Origin of the sequence: Streptomyces sp. NPDC059256 (assembly GCF_042753785.1) — a bacterium.
GTDB lineage: Bacteria > Actinomycetota > Actinomycetes > Streptomycetales > Streptomycetaceae > Streptomyces.
Map to the genome: position 1 here is coordinate 102673 of NZ_JBHYZO010000007.1, position 21673 is coordinate 124345.

General features: G+C 68.9%; 13 protein-coding genes. 8 read left to right on the forward strand and 5 right to left on the reverse strand.

Translation table 11 applies throughout. From position 1 onward, the window contains the following. The first annotated feature begins 86 nt into the window (after window positions 1-86). Together cynS and ACFXJL_RS18010 are read left to right on the forward strand one after the other, a co-directional pair. Entirely contained in the window at window positions 87-557 is a 471-nt protein-coding gene (gene cynS / locus ACFXJL_RS18005; protein WP_384693468.1) for a cyanase, read from the forward strand. Window positions 558-674: 117 nt separating this feature from the next. Continuing rightward, window positions 675-1172, forward strand: coding sequence for a nucleoside deaminase (locus ACFXJL_RS18010; RefSeq protein ID WP_384639002.1), 498 nt, complete (start codon window positions 675-677; stop codon window positions 1170-1172). A gap of 151 nt (window positions 1173-1323) precedes the next feature. Here ACFXJL_RS18010 and ACFXJL_RS18015 read toward each other — a convergent pair whose 3' ends face one another. Beyond that, on the reverse strand, window positions 1324-1800 hold the full coding sequence (locus tag ACFXJL_RS18015) for a helix-turn-helix domain-containing protein (protein WP_358878823.1): 477 nt from the start codon (window positions 1798-1800) through the stop codon (window positions 1324-1326). Between the two features lie 120 nt (window positions 1801-1920). Between ACFXJL_RS18015 and ACFXJL_RS18020 the strand changes: the two genes are divergently transcribed. The 3 genes from ACFXJL_RS18020 (at window position 1921) to ACFXJL_RS18030 (ending at window position 4782) form a co-directional block, all read left to right on the forward strand. Beyond that, the gene (locus tag ACFXJL_RS18020; protein WP_384693471.1) at window positions 1921-3411 is read left to right on the forward strand and encodes an MFS transporter; all 1491 of its coding nucleotides are present in this window, start codon (window positions 1921-1923) and stop codon (window positions 3409-3411) included. Window positions 3412-3565: 154 nt separating this feature from the next. Beyond that, window positions 3566-3949, forward strand: coding sequence for a hypothetical protein (locus tag ACFXJL_RS18025; RefSeq protein ID WP_358878821.1), 384 nt, complete (start codon window positions 3566-3568; stop codon window positions 3947-3949). Next, complete coding sequence (locus ACFXJL_RS18030) at window positions 3946-4782, forward strand: SAM-dependent methyltransferase (protein WP_384693474.1); 837 nt, start codon at window positions 3946-3948, stop codon at window positions 4780-4782. The genes ACFXJL_RS18025 and ACFXJL_RS18030 overlap by 4 nt, the downstream gene beginning before the upstream one ends. A gap of 85 nt (window positions 4783-4867) precedes the next feature. On the opposite strand, the gene ACFXJL_RS18035 is transcribed toward ACFXJL_RS18030, so the two are convergent. The 4 genes from ACFXJL_RS18035 to ACFXJL_RS18050 form a co-directional block, all read right to left on the reverse strand. Then, window positions 4868-6751 (reverse strand): M48 family metalloprotease, encoded by a 1884-nt coding sequence (locus ACFXJL_RS18035; protein ID WP_384693477.1) that lies wholly within the window; start codon window positions 6749-6751, stop codon window positions 4868-4870. Beyond that, window positions 6748-7422 carry a sigma-70 family RNA polymerase sigma factor gene (locus ACFXJL_RS18040; RefSeq protein WP_384693480.1) on the reverse strand — a complete coding sequence of 225 codons (675 nt, stop codon included), beginning with the start codon at window positions 7420-7422 and terminating at the stop codon, window positions 6748-6750. Before ACFXJL_RS18040 ends, ACFXJL_RS18035 begins: the two co-directional genes overlap by 4 nt. Beyond that, window positions 7415-7693 (reverse strand): hypothetical protein, encoded by a 279-nt coding sequence (locus ACFXJL_RS18045; protein ID WP_384693483.1) that lies wholly within the window; start codon window positions 7691-7693, stop codon window positions 7415-7417. Before ACFXJL_RS18045 ends, ACFXJL_RS18040 begins: the two co-directional genes overlap by 8 nt. Before the next feature lie 355 nt (window positions 7694-8048). Then, on the reverse strand, window positions 8049-9089 hold the full coding sequence (locus ACFXJL_RS18050; protein ID WP_384693486.1) for a polysaccharide deacetylase family protein: 1041 nt from the start codon (window positions 9087-9089) through the stop codon (window positions 8049-8051). Window positions 9090-9633: 544 nt separating this feature from the next. On the opposite strand from ACFXJL_RS18050, the gene ACFXJL_RS18055 reads away from it, so the two are divergent. The 3 genes from ACFXJL_RS18055 (at window position 9634) to ACFXJL_RS18065 (ending at window position 21645) form a co-directional block, all read left to right on the forward strand. Continuing rightward, entirely contained in the window at window positions 9634-12792 is a 3159-nt protein-coding gene (locus ACFXJL_RS18055) for an AMP-binding protein (RefSeq protein ID WP_384693489.1), read from the forward strand. A 118-nt stretch (window positions 12793-12910) separates the two neighbouring features. Beyond that, window positions 12911-15988 carry an amino acid adenylation domain-containing protein gene (locus ACFXJL_RS18060; RefSeq protein ID WP_384693492.1) on the forward strand — a complete coding sequence of 1026 codons (3078 nt, stop codon included), beginning with the start codon at window positions 12911-12913 and terminating at the stop codon, window positions 15986-15988. Then, window positions 15988-21645: an amino acid adenylation domain-containing protein gene (locus ACFXJL_RS18065; protein WP_384693495.1), complete on the forward strand. Its 5658-nt coding sequence runs from the start codon at window positions 15988-15990 to the stop codon at window positions 21643-21645. Before ACFXJL_RS18060 ends, ACFXJL_RS18065 begins: the two co-directional genes overlap by 1 nt. Window positions 21646-21673: the final 28 nt, after the last annotated feature.

Below are 21673 nucleotides of genomic sequence, written 5' to 3' on the forward strand. Positions count from 1 at the left end.
CTCGCGTCTTCGGCACGCGCCGACCCATGCACCCCACTCCACCCCATCCCGGCCCCGGGAAGTTTCACCTCCCAAGGAGTCTTTTCATGATCCACGCACAGTTTGACCCCACCGCCCGTCAGCAGCTCACGATCGCCGCGGTCGAGGCGAAGACCCGCAAGGACCTCTCCTGGCAGCAGATCGCCGACACCACCGGCCTGTCGGTGGCTTTCGTCACCGCCGCACTGCTCGGCCAGCACCCGCTGCCCAAGGACGCCGCACACGCCGTCGGTGAGGTGCTGGGACTGGACGAGGACGCCGTTCTCCTGCTCCAGACCGTGCCGATGCGCGGCTCCATCGACGGCGGAATTCCGACGGACCCCACCATCTACCGCTTCTACGAGATGCTCCAGGTCTACGGCACCACGCTCAAGGCCCTGGTCCACGAGCAGTTCGGCGACGGCATCATCAGCGCCATCAACTTCAAGCTCGATGTGCAGAAGGTGGCCGACCCCGACGGCGGCGAGCGCGCGATGATCACACTGGACGGCAAGTACCTCCCCACCAAGCCGTTCTGACCACCCCGTACGAAGCACAGCACATCACCATCGGGCCGGGCAGCGTCTGCCCGGCCCGATGACTCTTGCCCGACCCTGTTCCCCGGCAGGGGCCCGGGCCCGTACCGAGGAGGAACCGTGGACTTCGCACAACACACCATCGATCTCGCCCGACGCAATGTGGAGGAGGGCGGCCGGCCCTTCGCGACGGTCATCGTCCGCGAGGGCAAGATCCTCGCCGAGAGCCCCAACCGAGTGGCCCAGACCGGCGACCCGACGGCGCACGCCGAGGTCCTGGCCATTCGCGACGCATGCACACGACTGGGTACCGAGCACCTCATCGGCACCACCATCTATGTACTGGCCCACCCCTGCCCGATGTGCCTGGGCGCCCTGTACTACTGCTCACCCGACGAAGTCGTCTTCCTCACCGATCGCGACGCCTACTCCGCCTACTATGTCGACGACCGCAAGTACTTCGAGCTGGACTCCTTCTACGACGAGTTCGCCCGGCCGTACGACCAGCGTCGACTCCCCATGCGTCACGAGCCCCGCCCCGAAGCGCTCGACGTCTATCGGGCCTGGCGCGAGCACAACGGTGGCGAGCGTCGAGTGGCAGGCGTTCCCACTCGTTGAACGCCTCGGTCCGCCGCTGTACCGCCCGGGCCGACGGGACACACCGCTCGGAGCGGTGGGAGACACCAACGGGAAACCTCGAAGGGCACAACCCCCTCCACCACGGCGCACCGCCCAGCGCAGAGGCCCCCCGTCGACGCACGCCGCCTCGTCAGGGGTGTGCTCGCCCGGCAAGGTGCGGTCCATCGCCTTCCGTGTGCTGGGCCGCTTCACCGGTCACTCGCGCGTCGTAGGCGGCCCTGGCCCCCGCGATCTCGTTCTGATGCTCCTCGGTCCAGGTGACCAGCGAGCGAATCGTGGTGTGGAGGGTGCAGCCGAGCGGAGTGAGCGCGTACTCCACCCGGGGCGGAACGACCGGATGCACCGTACGACTGACCAGCCCGTCCCGCTCCAACTGGCGCAGGGTCACCGTCAGCATCCGCTGGCTGATGCCGTCGATCTCCCGACGCAGCTCCGTGAAACGGAGGACACGGCTGTCGAGCAGTGCGATCACCAGGAGGGACCACTTGTCGGCGATCCGGTCCAGGATCTGGCGGACCTCGCAGTCCTCACGGGTGTCCCACTGGAAGGGGTCCGGGTCCCCGCTGTCGTCGAAGTCGGTAACCGGGCGGTGACTTGGTGACTTCAAAGTGCCTCCTTCCGTAGCGGTCCATCGTCGCGCAGGATCGATGGAGTTACAAGAAGGAACTGGCCACCCTTCAGGTAACCAATTCCCTGTTGTCCGCCACCCTTCCGCGGAGCCGTCTCCATGTCTACCGACCTGCCGCCCTCCCCCGCCGAGCGCCCCGCGCCGGCTGATCGCCGAGGCGCGCCTTCCAGCAAGCCGTCCGAGACCGGGAGCGGTGCCTTAGCCCCTGTCGAAAAGATGTCCGCGCGCTCCCGGGCCCTCCTGCTGGTCCTGTGCGGGGCGATCTTCCTGGAGGGGATCGACATCGCCATGCTCGCGGTGGCCATCCCCACGATCCGGGCGGAGTTGGGGCTCTCCACGGGCACCGCGGCCTGGGTGGTCAGCGGGTACGTACTGGGCTACGCCGGGTTCACCCTGCTCGGCGGACGGGCCGCCGACCTGCTCGGCCGCAGACGGATGTTTCTGAGCTGGCTCGTCGTCTTCATCGGCTTCTCGGCGCTCGGTGGACTGGCGACCGAGGGGTGGATGCTGATCGTCTCCCGCTTTGTGACGGGGGTGGCCTCCGCCTTTATGACACCCGCCTCGATGTCGATCATCACCACGTCCTATCCGGAGGGCCGACAACGCAATCGGGCCCTCCTCATCTTCGCGGGCACCGCGGCCGGGGGCTTCTCGATCGGTCTGGTGATCGGTGGACTGCTCACTCAACTCGGTTGGCGATGGGTCTTCTTTGCGCCGGTACTGCTCGGCGGGATGATCCTCCTTGCAGCCGTACGGCTGATCCCCGCCGGAACTCCCCCGGTGCGGCAGGGCGGTTTCGACCTCCCCGGGGCGATGACAGCGGCCGGGGCCATGCTGCTGTTGACGTATGGAATCGTCCGTCTGGAACACGGGCTGGCGCAGTGGCACATGACGATCGCCGTGCTCGCCACCGGTCTACTGCTGGCGGCACTCTTCGTCCGGATCGAGCAACGGTCCCCCTCGCCTCTCGTACGACTGGGAATACTCCGGCAGGCGTCCGTCGCCCGCGCGGACCTCGGGGCGCTGTTGCTGCTCGGCGCCTTCATGGGCTTCCAGTTCATGGTGACGCTGTACCTCCAGGAAATGCGCGGCTGGTCCTCGCTGGAGACCTCCTTGACATTCCTGGTGACGGGCATCGATGTGTTGCTGGCACCGACGGTGACGCCACCGCTGGTCGAACGGTACGGAAATGCGCGGGTGATCCTCAGCGGCTTCCTGCTCGCCACCGTGGCGTACGCGTTGTTCCTCTGGTTCGGACTGGGCTCGGGGTATCTGATGATGCTGCCGACCCTCTTGCTGACGGGCGTGGCCTTCGCCTTGGCCTACGGCCCGCTCACCATCGCGGCGACGGATGGCGTCGTGGCCGGGGAGCAGGGGCTCGCGGGAGGGCTGCTGCACACCGCGACCCAGTTCGGAGCTGCGGTGGGCATTGCGGCTGTGACTGCCGTCCACGGCCTGGCAGGCGGTGGCCTCGACGCCTTCCGCGTGGCTCTGGTGGTACCGCTGGTGATGGCGCTGGCGGGTCTGGTGCTGTGGGCCACGGGGCTACGACAGCGCACGAGCGGCCCTGAGGTCGGGCAACCGGGCTGAGCCGGTCGCCCTGAGCTGCAGGGTGATGGGTGACGGGTGACAGCCAGAGTGGGGCCGCCGGCAGTGGATGCGGTGTCCACCATCGGAGGGAGTTCGCCCGGGTGCACAGACGCGCCTACGCGCATCCGGGCAGCCGCAAGGCCACATTGACGAAATGACTGCGCACTCGATGAGGGACCTGCTGCTGCGTGCGCAACGCGACGTGGCCTTCGCCGAACTGGCACGCACCGACCCCGACACCGCCGCCGCCGACTACGAGCTCAGCACGGAGGAACTGGAGAGCCTGCGGCGCCTCGACTGGGACCTGTACCGGTATCTGGTCCCCGCGCTCGCAGGCGGAGGAGACCTGTCCCTGACACTCCCGCCGACCACTCTCACCGAACCCCTGCATCTGACCTACCACTCGTTCTCGGAGCTGGTCCGCGGGCCGAAGGGCCCGGAAGCGGAGGCAAAGCGCCGGGACCTGGTGGCGGCCATCGCGACGCTGAGCGGTTCCGAGCGGCGCGCCAAGCTCGAAGAACTGATGGAGTACGTGTGAACGCCGCCCAGCACAGCGTGCGTCGTCCGGTCGACATCTACATCGTCGGCCTCGGCATCCGCAACGTCCAGCAGATCACTCGCGAGGCCGAGCAGGCGGTGCGCCTGAGCAAGAAGGTCTTCACCGTGGATGCCGGGTTCGGCATCGATGAGTTCCTGAGGACTCTGAGCCCCGATGTGCGCAGCATGCTGGACCACTACCAGGAGGGCGGCGACCGGCTGCACACCTATCGGGCCATGGCGGCCGAGGTCGTGAACGCAGCTGTGGACGACTCCCCCGTGTGCTTCGCCACGTACGGGCATCCCAAGATCTATGTGTACCCCAGCCATCTGATCGAGCAGGCGGCACCGCTGCTCGGGCTGACCGTGCGGGTCCTGCCGGGCATCTCGGCGTTGGACACGATCATCACCGATCTGAGTCTCGACCCGGGCCCGCACGGCCTACAGATGTACGAAGCCACCGATCTCCTGGCCCGTGAGCGGCCGTTGCAGTCCGAGGTGCCCTGTCTGTTGTGGCAGGTGTCGGCCGTGGAGACAGCCATGTACACCACCAAGCGGGGCAACGCCGAGCGATACCGTCGGCTCCAGGACTTCCTGCTGCGGACGTATCCGGCGGACCACGAGGTCACCATGGTCCTCAGCTCCACCTATGCGCTGTTGGAGCCGCTGAAGGAGACCTTCCCGCTGGGCGAACTCGCCCAGTTGCTGGCCCGCGGCCTCCAGGTCGGGACGCTCTACATCCCGCCGCTGAAGGAGCGGCCGATCAGCAATCCCGACATCCTCTATGACGCCTTCAACGCCGAGCACCTGGAGCGCATCACGGCGGGGTCGTGAGCGGGACACCTCCGTGGTCCACGCTGTTTGGCCCTGTCGTACGGCGAGCGTGGTTCTCGTACGACAGGGCTCGGCGTGTTCCACGCTACGGGGCGAGATCGACGAACGGTCTGGATGACGGAAGGATCGGCAGGGGGATGGAGTAGTCGCGCCGCGGAAGGAGCGGGTCACGGAGGGGGTCGCGGAGAGGGTCGCGGAACCACGACGGCATCGCGGTGGCCTGTCCCAGTGGCGGAGCCGGAGCGAAAGGGGTGGTTGACGGACGGGGCCAGACGACCTGTCCGGACGGGGGCTCGTAGGTGACGTCGTCCCGCCCCATCCAGATGAAACCGCCCACGGTGGAAGCAACGACAAGGACAGCCACGGTGACATTGCGAACCCGTGGGACGAGCTCTTGCACCGGCTCCGGCAGTTCGGGGGCGACCTTCAACGTCTTGAAGCCGGGTCCGGATTCCGTCGACTCCTGCCGCCCCGGCCCGGTGGGGCCGTGGAAGCCTTCGATGGGCCTCATCAGATCGACGCCCACGGCTGCCAGATAGAGGGGGAGACGGGAGGACTGGCTCGGCTGCAGGACGGCTTCCATCACCATGTCCCCGAGGGAGCGGGATCGTGGCCGCTCCCCCAGTTGGAGCCGCACCAGGGCGAGCACCGCTTCTCCGAGAAGGTCCAATGGCTCCGCGCCATCGTCCGGCTCCGGCTGTTGCGCGGTCAGCGCGCGAGCGAGCGGCATACGCTTTCCCGCCGCCACGAGGTGGAGCACCTGGTGGAGCGTGACGGGCGTGGTGGTCCGTGAGACCTCCCGGACGGCTTCCAGGAGGGGGGCCACCAGATGGGCACCGCGCTGATCGATCCATCGACGGAGCCACGGCTTCCAGGGAAGCGTGGTCGCTCCCCTGTAGGAGGGCAGGAGGCGGGCGATGTCATCGTGGGAAAGGCGTGGGGCGGCTGTCGCACCTGGTCGAACGGGGAGGAGGGCAGCCGGTGCGCCGCCCAGGTCCCGTAACCGGTCCGTCAGGTCCGGATGCCAGGATCCGAACTCGGTTCGCAGGGCGGGTGCGGTGATCGCCTCGTCGCGCAGGGAGGGGATTCGGTGCTGGATCCCGGGGTCCGCCGCGGCGTGGGCGAACCCCAGGAAGGGGTCTGCCGGAAGGACTCCGCCGGGAGGCGCTTCCAGGAACACCTGCTGGAACTCTGCCCAGAGCGTTTCGGCCAAGGCTCGTTGGCAAAGGGCCTCAGCGAGGAGGGGTGCTGTGCAGATCCTGGCGGCTGCCTGATCGGCTTCGAACTCCTGCCTTCTCCGGATGGGTTGGACGAGCCAGCGGAACAGTCGGATGTAGGCGCCGATCAGTAACTGCGGTAACCCCGTGTACCGGGCGACCAGGCCGTTCGCCCTTCCGAAGCGGACCAGGGATTCACGCGCGACCGTCAGGCTGACCTCCAGACGGGCGGTGAAGGCTCGGACGCGATCGTGTCGCAGGGACAGGTGGGCCAGCTCATGTGCGACCACCGCGCGGACCTGGTCCGTGGAGAGCACGGCCAACAGCGGGGCGCCGATCGACAGGACCCGGTTTCCCGCCATCAGTCCCAGGAACCGATTGTCCTCGTCCACCAGTTCCGCGGACATCGACGATGTGAGCCGAATGTGCAGGGGCTCGCTGATGCGGTACTTCTTGGCCACCTCCTTCACGATGTGGTCGAGTTCCGGGGACTCACGGGGGGACAGCCATGTGCCCTCCGCTCCCACCAGGAAGAGCGAGCGGCACGTCGCATCGACCAGCGCATAGACCAGTACGGCGGTCCCCGCGCAGAAGAGGAAGCCCGGGACGGGGAACGTGGTCGCCCCCTCGAAACCGGCGCTGTAGAAGACGAGCACTACCAGAACCAGCCAGCTGAGTATGGCAACGGCCATGACCGCGTAGAAGCTCAAGAGGAGAGCGGCCACGAACACCAGTCGGATTCGATGGCTCACCGGCGCCCCTCACGTCGTTCGGCCTGGTGCTTCGCCTGCATGCCCAGTTGGAGCCAACCGAGGGCCTTGCGCATAAGGACCAGTACCGGATCGTCGCGGCGCACCGAGTCCAAGCCATCGCCCAAGGAGACAGGATGTGTCTCCTGGCCCAGGAGGAAGCGCAGTTTCTCCCGCGCCTGGCTGATGATCACGTAGACGTAGTTGGTGGTGATGCCCAAGAGCTCGGCGATCTCCGCGCGCTCGTACCCGTACACGAGCAGCACCATGAGCTGCTGCTCCCGCAGTTTCAGTTGCCGCAGGGCGACGAACACATCGCGGACCTGGTTCTGTTCGTCGACCGGGCAGTGGAGTGGCAGCGGAATCTCCAGGTCGGCCTGGGAACCGGACAGTCGCCAGGGGCGCCAGCGCAGGCGATGGCTACGGTCGCGGACGATCTTGCGGATCATCGCCTTCTCCGCCCAGGCGTACGGCTGGGAAACCGTGCTCCAGCGGGTCAACAGTTCCATGCACGCGAAAGCCGCGGCGTCCTCGGCCTCCTGCTCACTGACCCTCAGCATGATCGACCCCCGGAAGGCGAGTTTGGTGAAGTGGGTCGCGTAGAAGGTGTAGGCGGCCTCGGGGATGGGTGTGGCAGTGCGGTCCCCAGGAGGCAGATCGGGCAGATCAGACACGCACCTCACCCGCCCTTGGTGCAACCGAGATCCGGTGGGCGCCGCTGTCATCGGATGCGACGGCTCCCGAGCGGACGGTGAGCACCGCGCCGTCGGACCTACGGTCGATGAGCAGGGCGTCCGGGCCGCAGTGCGCCATCAGTCGTACGAGCGTTTCGGTACGCGACTGTTCCGTCATCCGCGCTGTGTACCGCCGCATTCCTTCCCTCACCAGGTGCAGTGCCGCCATCGCGATGGGCAGCACCACGACGTACAGGGCTTCTGATGTCATGCCGGCTCCTTGCTGGGACGGACGCAGCCGGATGCGACGTCCTGTCCTTCTAGGGCACTCAGGATGCGGATTTCTTAGGCGGGTTCGGGGAATTTCTTCAAAGAGTTCTCCCTCGGACGCGCTGGGGAGAGGTACCTCGGGGGCTTCGCGCCACAACGGGCGCCCCCGAGTCTGCCCCGCGAAGGTGCTGAAGGTGCTGAAGGTGCGGTCGAGGGTGGGAGCCGTTGCGCCGCCCGGCTCCTACCCACCTTCCGGCTTCGCTATGACGAGCCCCGCCATGGAACTCATCACCGCCTCGATCGAGTGTGAACCCTGTTGCGGGAGTGGGCTGATGGGTGCGTCGGTGCCGTGCTCCCTACGGTTGGGCACGACGCAACAGGTCCTGTACGGACACACAGCGAAGGTCCCGTTCCAAGAGCCCTTCGATCACCTTGGGCAGTGCTGCCACGCTCTCCCGACGGTCTCCTCCCCCGTCGTGCATCAGGATCATCGACCCGGGTTGTGTGTGGTCGAGTACGGTTTGGGCGATCTTTTCCGGCCCCGGTCGAGCCCAGTCCCAGGAGTCGACGTCCCAGAGGGCGACGGCGGGGCCGTCCGAGATCAATTCGCCCAGCGCATCCGGCGTGCGCGCACCGTACGGCGGGCGGAAGAACGTCGGCACCTCACCGACCGCTTTCTCGAATGCCTCACTGGTCCGTTCGATCTGGAGTCGGAACTGTGAGCTGGTCAGATCAGGCAGGAAGGGGTGCGACCAGGTGTGGTTGCCGAGACTGTGCCCGGCGTCCGTGATGCGGCGCACCTCGTCGGGGAGGGCATTGATGTGCAGGCCGACGCAGAAGAAGGTGGCGCGCACCTGGTAGCGGTCCAGGATCTCCAGTACCTGGCGGGTGAAGACGGGGTCGGGCCCGTCGTCGAAGGTGAGGGCCACCTCCTTGCGGTCCCGGGAGCCGTGCCGGAAGAAGCGGCCCGACCGTGTCAGCTCCGCCTCGATCGGAGCACTGCGTTCGATGCCGCCGTGGTAGTCCTCGTCCCGCCCGGTCTGCCCGCCGCCCGCCGCCGTCAGGGGGGACAGGGAGGCGAGATCGGTCCTGGCCTGCTCCGCCAGGGTGATCGCCGGGACCGAACCGAACGCGGGGCGCGGTGGCAGGATCCAGGGGTCGGCGCGGTGGACGTCGAGCCCGCCGGCCGTCAGCAGCCCGTCCACGAGTCCGTTGGTGCTCTCCACGACGATGGCGCACGGCTGCCCGGACGCACCTCCCATCGCACTGAGCCACTCCGTCAACTCGGGTACTCGCTCGGCGCCCCACCGTGCCGCGGGCCTCGTGCGGTTTCCGGTGTCGTCGATGACCTCGACGACATAGCCGTCGGCGGTCCAGGCGATTCCCGCGTACAACATGCGTTCTCCCTACTCGCTGGCCTGGGCGGTTGATGCGCCCGCTGGGCCGGATGAGGTGCGTCGGGGTGTGGTTCGGGGCCGCCCGAGCACCGGGCCTTCGACCCGGAGCGCGGCAGCCGGGCGGTGCCGTTGGGTGGTGTTGCTGGAACTGGGTCGAGGTGTTTCAGGTCGTGAACATCATGCGAACGTCCTCAGGAACCGAGGCTCGCTTGGCCGGCGCAGGTGAGAGGCCACCGACAGGCAGCTGAGTGCTCCCCGCGACCACGAGCCCGTCGAGCAGCCCGCGTTGCCTGCTCATACCCGCTCTGACGTGGGATGTTGCGAGGGGAGCCGGACTCGGTGGGCGGTGGCCGGTTCACGGGCCCACACCACCGATTTCCACGAACTCTCCACTAAGGCGTCACAAGTACGACAGAGGCGCGCTATTGTTCGCGTGCCCCGCCGAATGGTCCAGACCATATCCAAGTGCGAGGGTTGCGCGCTATGCCCATGCCCGTCTTCGGTACCTCCCCTTGTAGGCCAACTCCCCAGCCCGCAAACGCTCATGGAGGGCATCATCAACGCATCGTCAGCTCGGCTGACCGTCCCCGACCTGCTGGATTCGCGAGCTGCGAACCAGCCAGACACCATCGCCATCCAGGTGTGCGGCGGCGGCCTCCTCACGTACGGCGCCTGGCGTCAGCGGGCGATCCAGGCCGCTCGGAGCCTGGCGTCTGCGGGTGTGAAGCCGGGCGGTGTGGTCGCCCTGCGCTTCATCGACCAGGCGTGGGACCAGTACGCGGTGGCATACCTGGCCGTTCACTACGCCGGCGCCGTGGCCTTGCCGTTGCGCGCCGACCTCGCCGAACAGGAGGCTGCGCGGCTCGTCGAACTCTGCGGGGCGACCGCAGTGCTGCGCGGCATAGAACTGCCCGGGCTACCTGGGCTACCCGGACTACCCGGACTACCCGGCACATCGGATCATGTCCTCGCCGAATCCGCGGAGCTCGCCGAACGCTCCGACCTGGCGGGGAGCGTGCTCGATGACACCGAGCCCCCATCCCGCCCGGCGCCGGAGGACCCTGCCCAGATCATCGGCACCTCGGGAACCACGGGCACAACGAAGGGCGTCCTCGCCTCACACGCCAACCTCACCGCCGGGCAACGGCTGAACCCACGCCCACGCCCCTATGCCCACTCGCGACACGCGATTCACGCATTCCCCATCGGTACCAACGCGGGTCAGATGATGCTGTTGGGCGCCCTCACCGGAGCCCCCACCACCGTGATCCTGCCGCGCTTCGACGCCGAGGAGTTCGGTCGGACCGTGGAGGAACTGCGGATCGGCACGGCCTTCCTCGTGCCATCGATGGCCATCGAGCTGCTGAACTCCGCTGTGCCCGCGCGTCGGGACCTTTCGAGCGTACTGCTGCTCAGTTCATCCGCCGCCGCACTGCCCGCGCCCGTCGCCCACGCACTGGTCGAGGCGTTACCGAAGGCGACAGTCGTCAATGTGTACACCTCGGCGGAAGCCGTGCCCGCACAGCTCTCCATGGTGGTGGACCTGGCCAGACCCGGTTCGGTGGGCCGCCCGACCGATCCGGGGGACCTACGGATCCTCGATGCGGCGGGCAACGAAATGCCGGTCGAAGGGGTCGGTGACGTCTGGCTGCGGCAGCCGGGCCCCGCACGCAGCTATGTCGGTGCCCCGGCCGGCGGGGCTGGCGTCTTCCGTGACGGCTGGGTACGGATGGGCGATCTCGGACGCCTGGACGAGGACGGCTATCTGCATCTGGTCGACCGGGAGAGCGACGTCATCAAGTCCGGTGCCCTCAAGGTCTCCACCCTGCGGATCGAGGACGCTCTGCACGAGCATCCGGACGTTGCGGACGCGGCGGCGCTCGGCCTGTCGCACCCCGTCATGGGTGCGGTGCCCGTGGCGGTGGTGGTGCCTGCCACTCACGGCCTGGACCTGGATGAACTGAGGTTGTTCCTCAGTACCCGGCTGAGCCGCCCCGAACTTCCCGTACGGGTGCTAATCGCCGCGGACCTACCGCGCAATGCCACTGGCAAGGTGCTCAAACAGCAGTTGCGTCCGCTCTTCGAAGCAGCCGAGGCATCTCCCGCCGTCGCCTCCGCGCACGGCACCGAAGTACCCCGCACCGCCACGGAACTGGGGCTCGCGGAGCTCTGGCAGGAGGTGTTGGGACGCCCGGTGCGCAATGTGGCCGACGAGTTCTTCGCACTCGGCGGTGACTCCTTCCGGGCCGTTCAACTGGCGGCAGCAATCTCCGGCCGGTTCGGGGTCGAAGCGGGTTCCACCTTGGTCTTCGGGCGCCCTTCGCTACGTGCGCAAGCAGCGTGGTTGGACGCGACCGCGGCCATGGAACCCATCGCGGGCACCGATGAGGATGCCGAGACAGCGGTGGTACCCGACTTCCTCCGGGCGTTGCGCGCCCAGCCGCACGAGGTTCCCCTGACCAGTCAGCAGGAGAACTTCCTGGACTGGATGGCCGAGGAACCCGGGCGCGACGTGGGCGCGGTCACCGCGCTCTTTCGAGTGACCGACCGATTGGACCGCGAGTCCGCCGACAGAGCCTTGACCGACCTCGTTCGACGGCATCCGGCCCTGCGCACCCGATTCATCCCGGTGCCGGGCGAGGTCCCAGGGCTCGTACGGACCGTGCTCGACGAGGAGCCCAGGGTCCGGATCGCGCTGGTGGACGCGCCCGGCGCCACGGATGCGGAGGTCAACGCCCTCCTGATCGCCGAACGGGACAGGCTCACCGACCTCGGCCAGGACCCCATGACCAGACTGCTGGTGGTCAGCCGTGGCCCCGAGGAGCACATCATGCTGCTGGCGGTGCATCACATGGTGGCCGACGGCTGGTCGATCGGAGTACTCCTGCACGAGTTGGGACTCAGCTATGACGCGCTGAGGCGTGGTCGAGCGCCTCGGTTGCCCGAGCACGCGATGCCGTATCAGGACCTGGTGCGGTGGACCAACTCCCGTTGGGCCGAGGGTCGCCGGCATTTCGCCGCAGCACTCAAAGGCGCTCCGAACGCGCTCGATCCCTTCCCCGGTCGACGCGCCGTCGACCAGGTCCACACGGTCGCCCATCCCTTCACCATCGACGCCGGCGACGCCGGCCGGTTGCGGGAGCGGGCCGGGTTGCTCGGGGTGACCCCGTTCATGGCGGTCGCCGCCTTGTGGAGCGGGTTGCTGGCGGCCCGTAGCGGTCAGAGCGACCTGGTGTTGATGACTCCCGTGCCCGGGAGGACCAGGCCCGAGGCGCAGAGGGTGGTCGGCTGTCTGGTGCAGTCACTGCTGCTGCGGGTGGACTGTTCCGGTGGACCGGGCTTCGCCGAACTGGCCGAACGGGTTCGCGTGGCCGCCACCGGGGCGCTCGATCACCAGCTCTACCCGTACGCCGAGTTCAAACCGTCGGTGGTGGCGTTCCCCGCCTGGTTGCGATACGAGAACTGGGCCGCCGACGCCCATCTGCCCGGCCTGCTCTGCGAGCCGTGGGTGGTGCCGCGCGGCACCACCGTCCCCTGGCCGCTGCCCGGCGGTGACCTCGGAGTTCCCGAGCTGACCGCCGTCGAGCAACCGGACGGTGGCCTGAGCTGTTGGATCCAGTTCAACTCACTGGCGTTCGAGCCAGATGACATCGCCGCTCTGGCTGCCGAATTCACCCTCGCGCTGGTCGCAGCCGGCCGCTGAGTGCCGCCACGCTCGGCCCACTGTGCCGGGGCGTCATGCCTCGACGCCCCGACCCGGCCCTGCGATCCCCCATGTGCTGCCACGCCCGTACCGACGCCGGACAGACTGAGGAATCCTTGTGATCAGTATCCCCACCAGCCCTGCCCAGCAGGGCATCTGGGTCAATGAGCGGCTCGCTCCGCTCGGTTCCGTCCACCACATGCCGTTCGCCGTGCACTTCGAGGGCGCCTTGGACGAATCAGCGCTGGCCACCGCCTGTGCGGACCTCACCGGCCGGCACCCCGCCCTGGCGATGACCGTGCAGGAGGAGCACGGGCGGCCGGTCCTCACGGCAGGCCCATCACCTGCGTTGATGGTGCATCAGTCCACTTCCGAGCAACTGCCATCGGAGCTCGCGAGGCTCAGCGCCGAACCGTTCGACCTCGCGGCGGGGCCACCGGCCCGTTTCACACTCCTGCGCGTCGACGAGTCCCATGCCACCCTGCTGGTGGTGGTGCATCACATCGTCTTCGACGGCACCTCGACCGATGTGTTCCTGCGCGATCTGGCGGCCTGCTACGCCCACCGCACGGGTACGGGCGCCCCCCTTGCCCCACTCCCCTCATCGGACTCGTCCGACCAGGTCGAACCGGGTCCTGATGCGCTCGCCGCGGCCAAGGCCCACTGGTCCGACAGGCGACTGCCTGATGGTGAGGTGCTGCTGCCCGGACTGATCGACCTCCCGGACGGTGTCGGTCCTGGTGCGGCCGTGGCCTTCAACCTGTCGACGGAGCTCCGTGCCGAGCTGATCGTGACCGCCGACAAGCTCGGTGTCACCCTGTTCGAGCTGCTGCTGACCGCGTTGCACACCCTGTTGCTGCGCTACGGCAACGAGCACCCTGCGATCGCCGTCGACCTCGGCACCCGTGGCCCGGAAGAGACCGAGCGGATCGGCGCGTACGTCAATGAGCTGCCCGTGGTGACCACGCCCCAGCCGGGTATGTCGTTCGGCGAATTCGCCCGTGCAGTGCGCACCGAGTTGCGCAGCGGCTATCCACACCGTCGGGTGCCGCTGGCCCGTGCCGTCCGTGGACTGCGGCCCGGTGTGTCGCTCGCACCGATCTCCTTCACCTATCGGCGACGCATCCCGCCGGTCTCGTTCTCAGGGTTGCGCACCACGATCGACTGGGTGCTCTTTCCCGGCACGGCTCGGGGCGCGCTGCGGGTGCATCTGGTGGACGGGCCGGATCGGCTCGGCGTCCTCCTGATGCATCAGACGGACGTGCTCGCCGCCGACCGGGTCGAGCGGATCGGTGCCCATCTGCGACGACTCCTCAACGCGATATCCGTGGCCCCCGGCACCTCGCTCGTGGATCTGCCGGTGTTGGACGAGGCGGAGTCGGCCCCGTTGCGGGGGCCGGACCCCGCCACCGACGCGGCGGGCGCCACCCTGCCCTCGCTGCTGAGGGGCTCCTTCGCGGCGCACGCCGACCACGTCGCCGTGGTGTCGGGTGGGCGCACACTGACGTACGCGGAACTAGCGGCGGCTGCGCACGGACTGGCGGGCCGTCTGATCGGGGCTGGTGTCAGCCCTGGCACGGTGGTCGCCATCTGCGCCGAGCGGTCGCCGGAGATGCTGGCGGCCGTACTCGCCGTCACACTGGCCGGTGGCGTCTATCTGCCTGTCGACCCCTCGTACCCGGCGCAGCGCATCGCCCATGTCCTCATGGACGCCAAGGCACCGGTCGCTCTGGCTCAGCGGCGTACCGCCGAGCGGGTCGCAGGAACCGACCGGACGGTGTTGTTGGACGATCTCTTCGACACCGCTCCGACCGCTGCCGACCAGGGTCATCCGCTCCCGACGGTGGCGCCGGACGATCTCGCGTACCTCATCTACACCTCGGGCTCCACCGGTAGGCCCAAGGGCGTCGAGGTACCGCAGGGAGCGCTGGCCCATCTGCTGCTGGCCTTCCGTGACCAACTGACGGCGACACCCGAGGCCGTCTGGCTGGCCGTCACCTCGCTCTCCTTCGATATCTCGGCCCTGGAACTCCTGCTGCCGTTGGTGAGCGGCGGGCGAGTGGTGATCGCCGACGAATCTCAGGTGAGGGATGGCCGGGCGTTGGTCGAACTCGTCGAACGCCAAGCGGTCACACATGTGCAGGCGACCCCGTCGGGGTGGCGGCTCATGTTGGACGCCGGGCTGACCGCGCCTGCCCTCACGGCCCTCAGCGGCGGCGAGGCACTGCCCCTGCCGCTGGCCCGCCGTCTTCGTTCGCAGGTGGGACGGCTCTGGAACGTCTACGGTCCGACCGAGACCACGATCTGGTCGACCAGCGCGGAGATACCGCCCGCACCGGACGAGGTGAGCATCGGCAGACCGATCGCGGGTACGACGGCGCTGGTCGTCGGCCCGGACGGCCGTCCCGTACCGCACGGTGTGACCGGCGAACTGGCACTGGGCGGTGCGGGCCTGGCCCGGGGCTACCGGGGCCGGCCTGACCTCACCGCCGCCCGCTTCGTGATCGACCCCGGGTCCGGAGCACGTCACTACCGCACCGGCGACCTGGCCCGGGTGCGCCCTGATGGCGCTCTGGACTGCTTCGGCCGACTCGATGACCAGATCAAGTTGCGCGGCCATCGGATCGAACTCGGGGAGATCGAGGCCAGATTGCAGGAGCACCCCGCGGTGGCAACGGCCGCCGTCGCGGTGCACGGGAGCGCGGACGACCCCGGCGGACAGGTGCTCGTCGGCTATCCGGTGTGGCGCCCCGGGGCTGCGGCTCCGGACACCGCCGCGTTGCGGTCTTTCCTCGCGCGCACGCTGCCGGATGTGATGGTGCCGGGCATCTTCCAGGTACTCGGCGAACTGCCGCTGACGCCGAACGGCAAGACAGACCGCGGGGCCCTGCCCGCTCCCACCCATGCGCAACCGGCGACGGGGGCGCAGCAGTCGACCGATTCGGGGGACGAACCATGGGACGAGCTGACCTCGGAGGTGGCCGCGATCTGGTGTGAGGTGTTGGGTCTGTCGTCCATCGGCCGGTACGACGATGTGTTCGATCTGGGCGCCCACTCCCTGACGATCACGCAGGTCGCGTCCAGGATCCGACGCCGGCTCGGGGTGGAGGTGCCCCTCCAGGTGTTCTACGAGGAGCCGACCGTGGCCGCCGTGGCCGATGCCGCCGCCCTCGAACTGCTGGCTGAGGGGCACTGATGGAACGTCTCGACACCAGTCCTCCCGCGCCGTCCGCTCCTGAGGTGCGCCGCCCCCGCCCCGCGCTCAGCGACCAACAGCGGGCGCTGCTCGCCCGTCGGCTGAGGGAGCGCACCGCAGACCGGCCGCCGATCATCGGGCCCCGCCCCGCGGGAACTCCCGTACCGCTCTCCCTCGCTCAGGAACGCCTCTGGTTCATCGAGCAGTTGACGCCCGGTACCGCCTCCTTCGTCCTGCCGACCGCTGGCCGGCTCCTCGGGCCGCTACGCCCCGAGGCGCTGGCCGGGGCCCTGGACCGGGTGGCGGCGAGACACGAGACGTTGCGCAGTGCGTTTCCCGTCGACGAGGACGGCGCCCCGCGGGTGCTGATCACTCCGGCTCCCGAGTTCACCGTGCCCTGGGACGTCCGCGACCTGACGGAACTGCCCACCGAGACTCGGGAGGCAGCCGCGCGCGATCTGGTCGAAGCAGAGGTCGACCGCCCGTTCGACGTGGCGGAAGGGCCGTTGCTGCGGGCCCTGCTGATCCGCCTGGATGTTCAGGATCATGTGCTGGTGGTCTGCCAGCACCATCTGGTCGGGGACGGCTGGTCCGCCGGAGTGCTTCTGGACGAACTGCTGAGCGGTCATGAGGAGTTGACGACCGGTACGCAGCCCGGATCATCGGGCACGCTCCCGCTGACCTACGGCGACTTCGCGCACTGGCAGCGCGAGCGCCAGGAGCGCCCGCAGGCCGCCGCCGACCTCCAGTACTGGTGCGATGCCCTGACCGGGGTGCCACCACTGGACCTGCCCACCGACCGGCCGCGCCCCGCCCTACCGGGGCCGGGTGGGGCGACCTTCGCCTTCCGACTCGATCCCCCGACCTACGAAGCCGCCCGGGTGTTGGGGCGCGCTCAGGGCGTCACTCTCTACATGACCCTGCTGGCCGCGTTCCACGTCGTGCTGGGCCGTTGGTCGGGGCAGCGGGACTTCGCCGTCGGCACCCCGTTCGCGGGACGCCTGGTGGAGGAGACCGAGCAGCTGATCGGTCTGTTCAGCACCATGTTGCCGCTTCGGGCCGAGCTGAGCGGACCGGCTGGGGCCATGGCGCCCGACGGTGAGCCGACCACGGCGGACTCACCCGATTTCGCCACCGTGCTGGCTCGGGTCCGTACGGCGGCACTCGGGGCGCAGCAGCACCAGGAGACCCCGTTCGAGCGGCTGGTGGAGGCGCTGGACCTACCGCGCGAGGTCAGCCGGCCGCCGCTGTTCCAGGTCTCCTTCGCACTACAGAACCACCGCGCGCAGGAGTTTCGCCCGCGGGAGCTGGAGTGGCGCACCTTCCCCTTCGAGGGCAGCGGCGTCCATCTGGACCTCGGTCTGTACTGCACCGAAACCGACGACGGTCTGGACGCCTTCTTCACGTACCGCACTGATCTATGGGACGCGGCCACCGTCGCCCGGCTGGCCGGGCACTGGCAGCGGGTGCTCGGTGCGGCTGCCGCCGATCCGTACACCCCCATCGACCGGCTGGAGCTGCTCACACCCGAAGAGCGCCACCAGGTCCTCAACGAGTGGAACGACCAGGGAACGGCCGTCGCGATCGCGGGCACACTCGCCGAGGCGATCGCCGCACAGACCGCCCGCACGCCGGACGCCACCGCATTGGTGCACCGGGGCGAGAAACTGTCCTTCGCGGACCTCGACCGGCGCGCCAACCGTCTGGCGCACCTTCTGCGCTCTGCGGGCGCCGGTCCCGACAAGCTCGTGGGAGTGTGCCTCGATCAAGGGCTGGACCAGGCCGCTTCGCTGCTCGCGGTGCTCAAGTCGGGTGCGGCGTACGTGCCGCTCGATCCGGAGCAGCCGCGTGAGCGCCTTCGCCATATGCTGACCGATTCGGCGCCGGTGGTACTGGTCACCACGGCAGCCCACAGCGGTTTGCTGGCCGGTTCGACCGCCCCCGTGCTGCGCCTGGACGAGGTGGCGGCCGAGCTCGCCGCCGCGCCCGACACCGCACCGGAGGGTGGCGCGGGTCCGGACCATCTGGCGTATGTGATCTACACATCGGGCTCCACCGGAACGCCCAAGGGCGTGGCCGTGCAGCACCGTCAGGTCCTCGTCTATCTCGCCGGGGTGCGGCAGCGGTTCGCCGAAGCGGGGCTGCAGGACGGTGCCCGCTACCTCCTGTTGCAGTCGCTGGCCTTCGACTTCGGTCTGACCACCCTCTATCTCTCGCTCACCACCGGTGGATGTCTGCATCTGCTGGCCGCGCGCACCTCGGGCCCCGAGGTCGCGGCGCACCTCAAGGCCGAGGGCATCGACTGCGTCAAACTCACCCCGTCGCACCTGGCCGCGCTGAGCGCCGAGGTGGACGATCCGGCCGCCCTGCTCCCGCGTCGACTGTTGATCCTCGGTGGCGAGGCGTCGAGTTGGGAGTGGAGCCGTCGACTGGCGCAGCTCGGTGCGCGGACCGGCTGTCGGGTGGTCAACCACTACGGTCCGACCGAGGCCACCGTCGGGGTGACGACCCTGCTGGTCGATCCCGAGCAGCCCGCCGCGGGTCCCTCCACTCCCATCGGGCGTCCGCTCCCCGGGGCCAGGGTCTATCTGCTCGACGCCCATATGTCACCGGTGCCCGTCGGAGTGCCCGGCGAGCTCTGGATCGGTGGTGACCGGCTGGCACGCGGCTACCTCGGCCTGCCGGAACTGACGTCGGAACGCTTTCGTACCGATCCGTTCGTCGACGCCGGGACGGACCGGGCCCGGATGTACCGCACCGGTGATCTGGCCCGGTACCGTGCCGATGGCACCATCGAGTTTCTGGGCCGCGGCGACCACCAGGTGAAGATCCGTGGCTATCGGGTCGAACTGGGCGAGGTGGAAGCCCATTTGGTTCGGTTGCCTTCGGTCGCCCAGGCCGTCGCAGCGGCTCGCGGCCCCGTCGGGGAACTCACCCTCGTCGGCTATCTGGTGCCCACCGAAGGCGCCGAGCCACCGCCGGTCGCCGAACTGCGCCGACTGCTGGCCGAGCAGTTGCCGGACTATCTGATCCCGTCCCGCTTCGTCCTCCTGCCCGAACTGCCCCGATTGGCACACGGCAAGGTCGACCGGCGCGCCCTACCGGAGCCGGGGGCGGCCGGTCCAGACTCGGGCACCGAGTACATCGCCCCTCGCAACCCGGTCGAGGAGACGATCGCCGGAGTGTGGGCGGACCTGCTCGGGTTGGAACGCGTGGGGGCCGAGGACGACTTCTTCGACCTCGGCGGCCATTCCCTGCTGGCGATCCGTATGGTGGCAGCGTTGCGCAGGCTGCTCGACGGACAAGCGCCGCTCACTTTGATGGACGTCTTCCAGGAGCGCACGGTCGCCGCACTCGCCACGCTGGCCGGTCGGTCCGAGGAGGAACGCGGCCCGCGCCGACTGCTCCATGAGCTGACCGCCCGTCAGCCAGCCGAGGCCGTGACGCTGTCGCTGATCTGCCTCCCCTACGGCGGCGGAAGCGCGGTGGTCTACCAACCGCTCGCGGATGCCCTACCGCCCGGAGTGGCTCTGCACGCGGTCGCCGTCCCGGGGCACGACCTCGGCATGTCCGAAGAGTCACTGCCGCTGGAGGAGGTCGCCCGGCGCTGTGCCGAAGAGGTTCTGGCCGGTGTATCGGGCCCGGTGGCCGTCTACGGTCACTGCGGGGTCGGGGCGGCGCTGGCGGTGGAGGTGGCGCGGCAACTGGCAGCGGCGGAACGTGAACCCGCCGCGGTCTATCTGGGCGGGATCTTCCCGTTCGCCCGCCCGACGGAGGGACTGCTCGGGCTGCTCGCCCGCTTCTCCGTGCTCGATCGACGGCGCAGCGGAAGGCTCCATCTGAACTGGTTGCGCTCGATGGGCGCCGATCTGGAGGGGTTGGAGCCCGAGCAGTTGGCGACCATCGTCCACAACGTCCGCGAGGACTCACGGGCGGCGGAGGCGTACTTCACCGAGCGGCTGGCGGAGCCCGCGTGCGGGCTGACGTCACCGGTGGTGTCGGTGATCGGCTCGGCCGATCCCGGCACCGACTTCCACCGGGAGCGGTTTCGGGAGTGGGGTTTCCTCGGTGGCACCACTGCCGTGGCCGTCCTGGACGAGGGGGGTCACTACTTCCTCAAGCACCGGGCGGCCGAACTCGCCGAGATCGTCACCACGGTCCACCCGGCGGTCATGGATACCGGCGCGGACGAGCTGACCCGTGAGGAGCGCCCTGAGCGGGCGACCTGGTGGTTGGACGGCGTCCACCGGGAGGCGGTGGCCGAGGACGATCCGGTCGAGGCGGCGCCGCGCGCCCGTCGTGACACCCGACGGTTCGTGGTGGTGGCCGGCTCGCAGCTGATCTCGCAGACGGGATCGGCACTGACCGAGTTCGCCCTGCCGCTCTGGATCTACCTCGCGACCGATTCGGTCGCCTGGTTCGGTCTGTTCGCCGTACTGGGCATCGCACCCGGGCTGCTGGCGGCTCCCGTGCTCGGTGGGCTCGTCGACCGGATCGATCGGCGGCGGGTGATGCTGTGCTGCACCGTCGTCTGCGGTACGGCCGAGGCGGTGCTCGCGCTGTTGGATGCATTCGGGAATCTACGTCCCTGGCACGTCGGGGTGTTGATGGCGATCCTGTCGGTTTCCCTCACGGGTCAGCGCTTGGCGTTCCAGTCGGCGATCCCGCAACTCGTCCCCAAGCGCTACCTCGGCCATGCCAACGGGATCGTGCAGATCTCGGGCGGCATCGCCCAGGTGGTGGCGCCACTGGCGGCGGTGGGCATGCTGGCCGCGATCGGCCTGAGCGGGGTGCTTCTGCTGGACGTCGTCAGCTACACCGCTGCGGCGGCGGTGCTGCTGCTCGTGCGCTTCCCGCGCACCTTGCCCTCGCAGCGCCGGGAGACCTTGCGCCAAGAGATCGCGGCCGGGTTCCGGTTGGTCATTCGGCAGCGCGGATTCCGCGCGATGCTGATCTTCTTCGCCGTGTTGAACCTCTTCCTACCGGTGCTCTTCCAACTGATTTCGCCGCTCGTCCTCGGATTCTCCAGTCTGGGTTCGGTTGCCGCGGTGTCGCTGGCCGGTGGCGCGGGCGCGGTGGTCGGCGGATTGGCGATGGGCGTGTGGGGCGGACCGCGAAGGCGCCGGATGCGGGGCATGCTGCTGGTGGTGCCGGTCCTGGCGCTCTTCTGTGTCCTCACCGGGCTGCGCCCTGACCTCCTGGTGGTGGGCGCGGGTGTGTTCGGCATGTCGGCGTCCCTCTCCCTGCTCAACGGCATCTACCTGACGATCGTCCAGGTGAAGGTGCCGCAGCGGTTCCACGGACGGGTGATGGCCCTCAACCAATTGGTCGCGTGGTCCACCCTGCCCATCGGATACTTGCTGATCGCCCCGCTGGGCAGCCGGTTCCTGGAACCGCTGATGGTGGAGGGCGGTGGACTCGCCGACACGGTGGGCGCCGTGTTGGGTGCGGGGACGGGCCGCGGCATCGGGTTGCTCTACCTCGTGCTCGGCGCTGCGATCCTGGTCCTCGGGGCGGTGTCCTTCCGGATCCGGGCGCTGTCCCGCTTCGACCAGGACGTCCCGGACGCACAGGCGGACGACCTGGTCGGTCTCGCCGCGCTGACGGCCGAGCAGAAGGATCGTCCACGGGCTGAAAGCACCACCGTACGGAAGTGAGTCAAGTTCGGCCCACCACCCGCCCCCG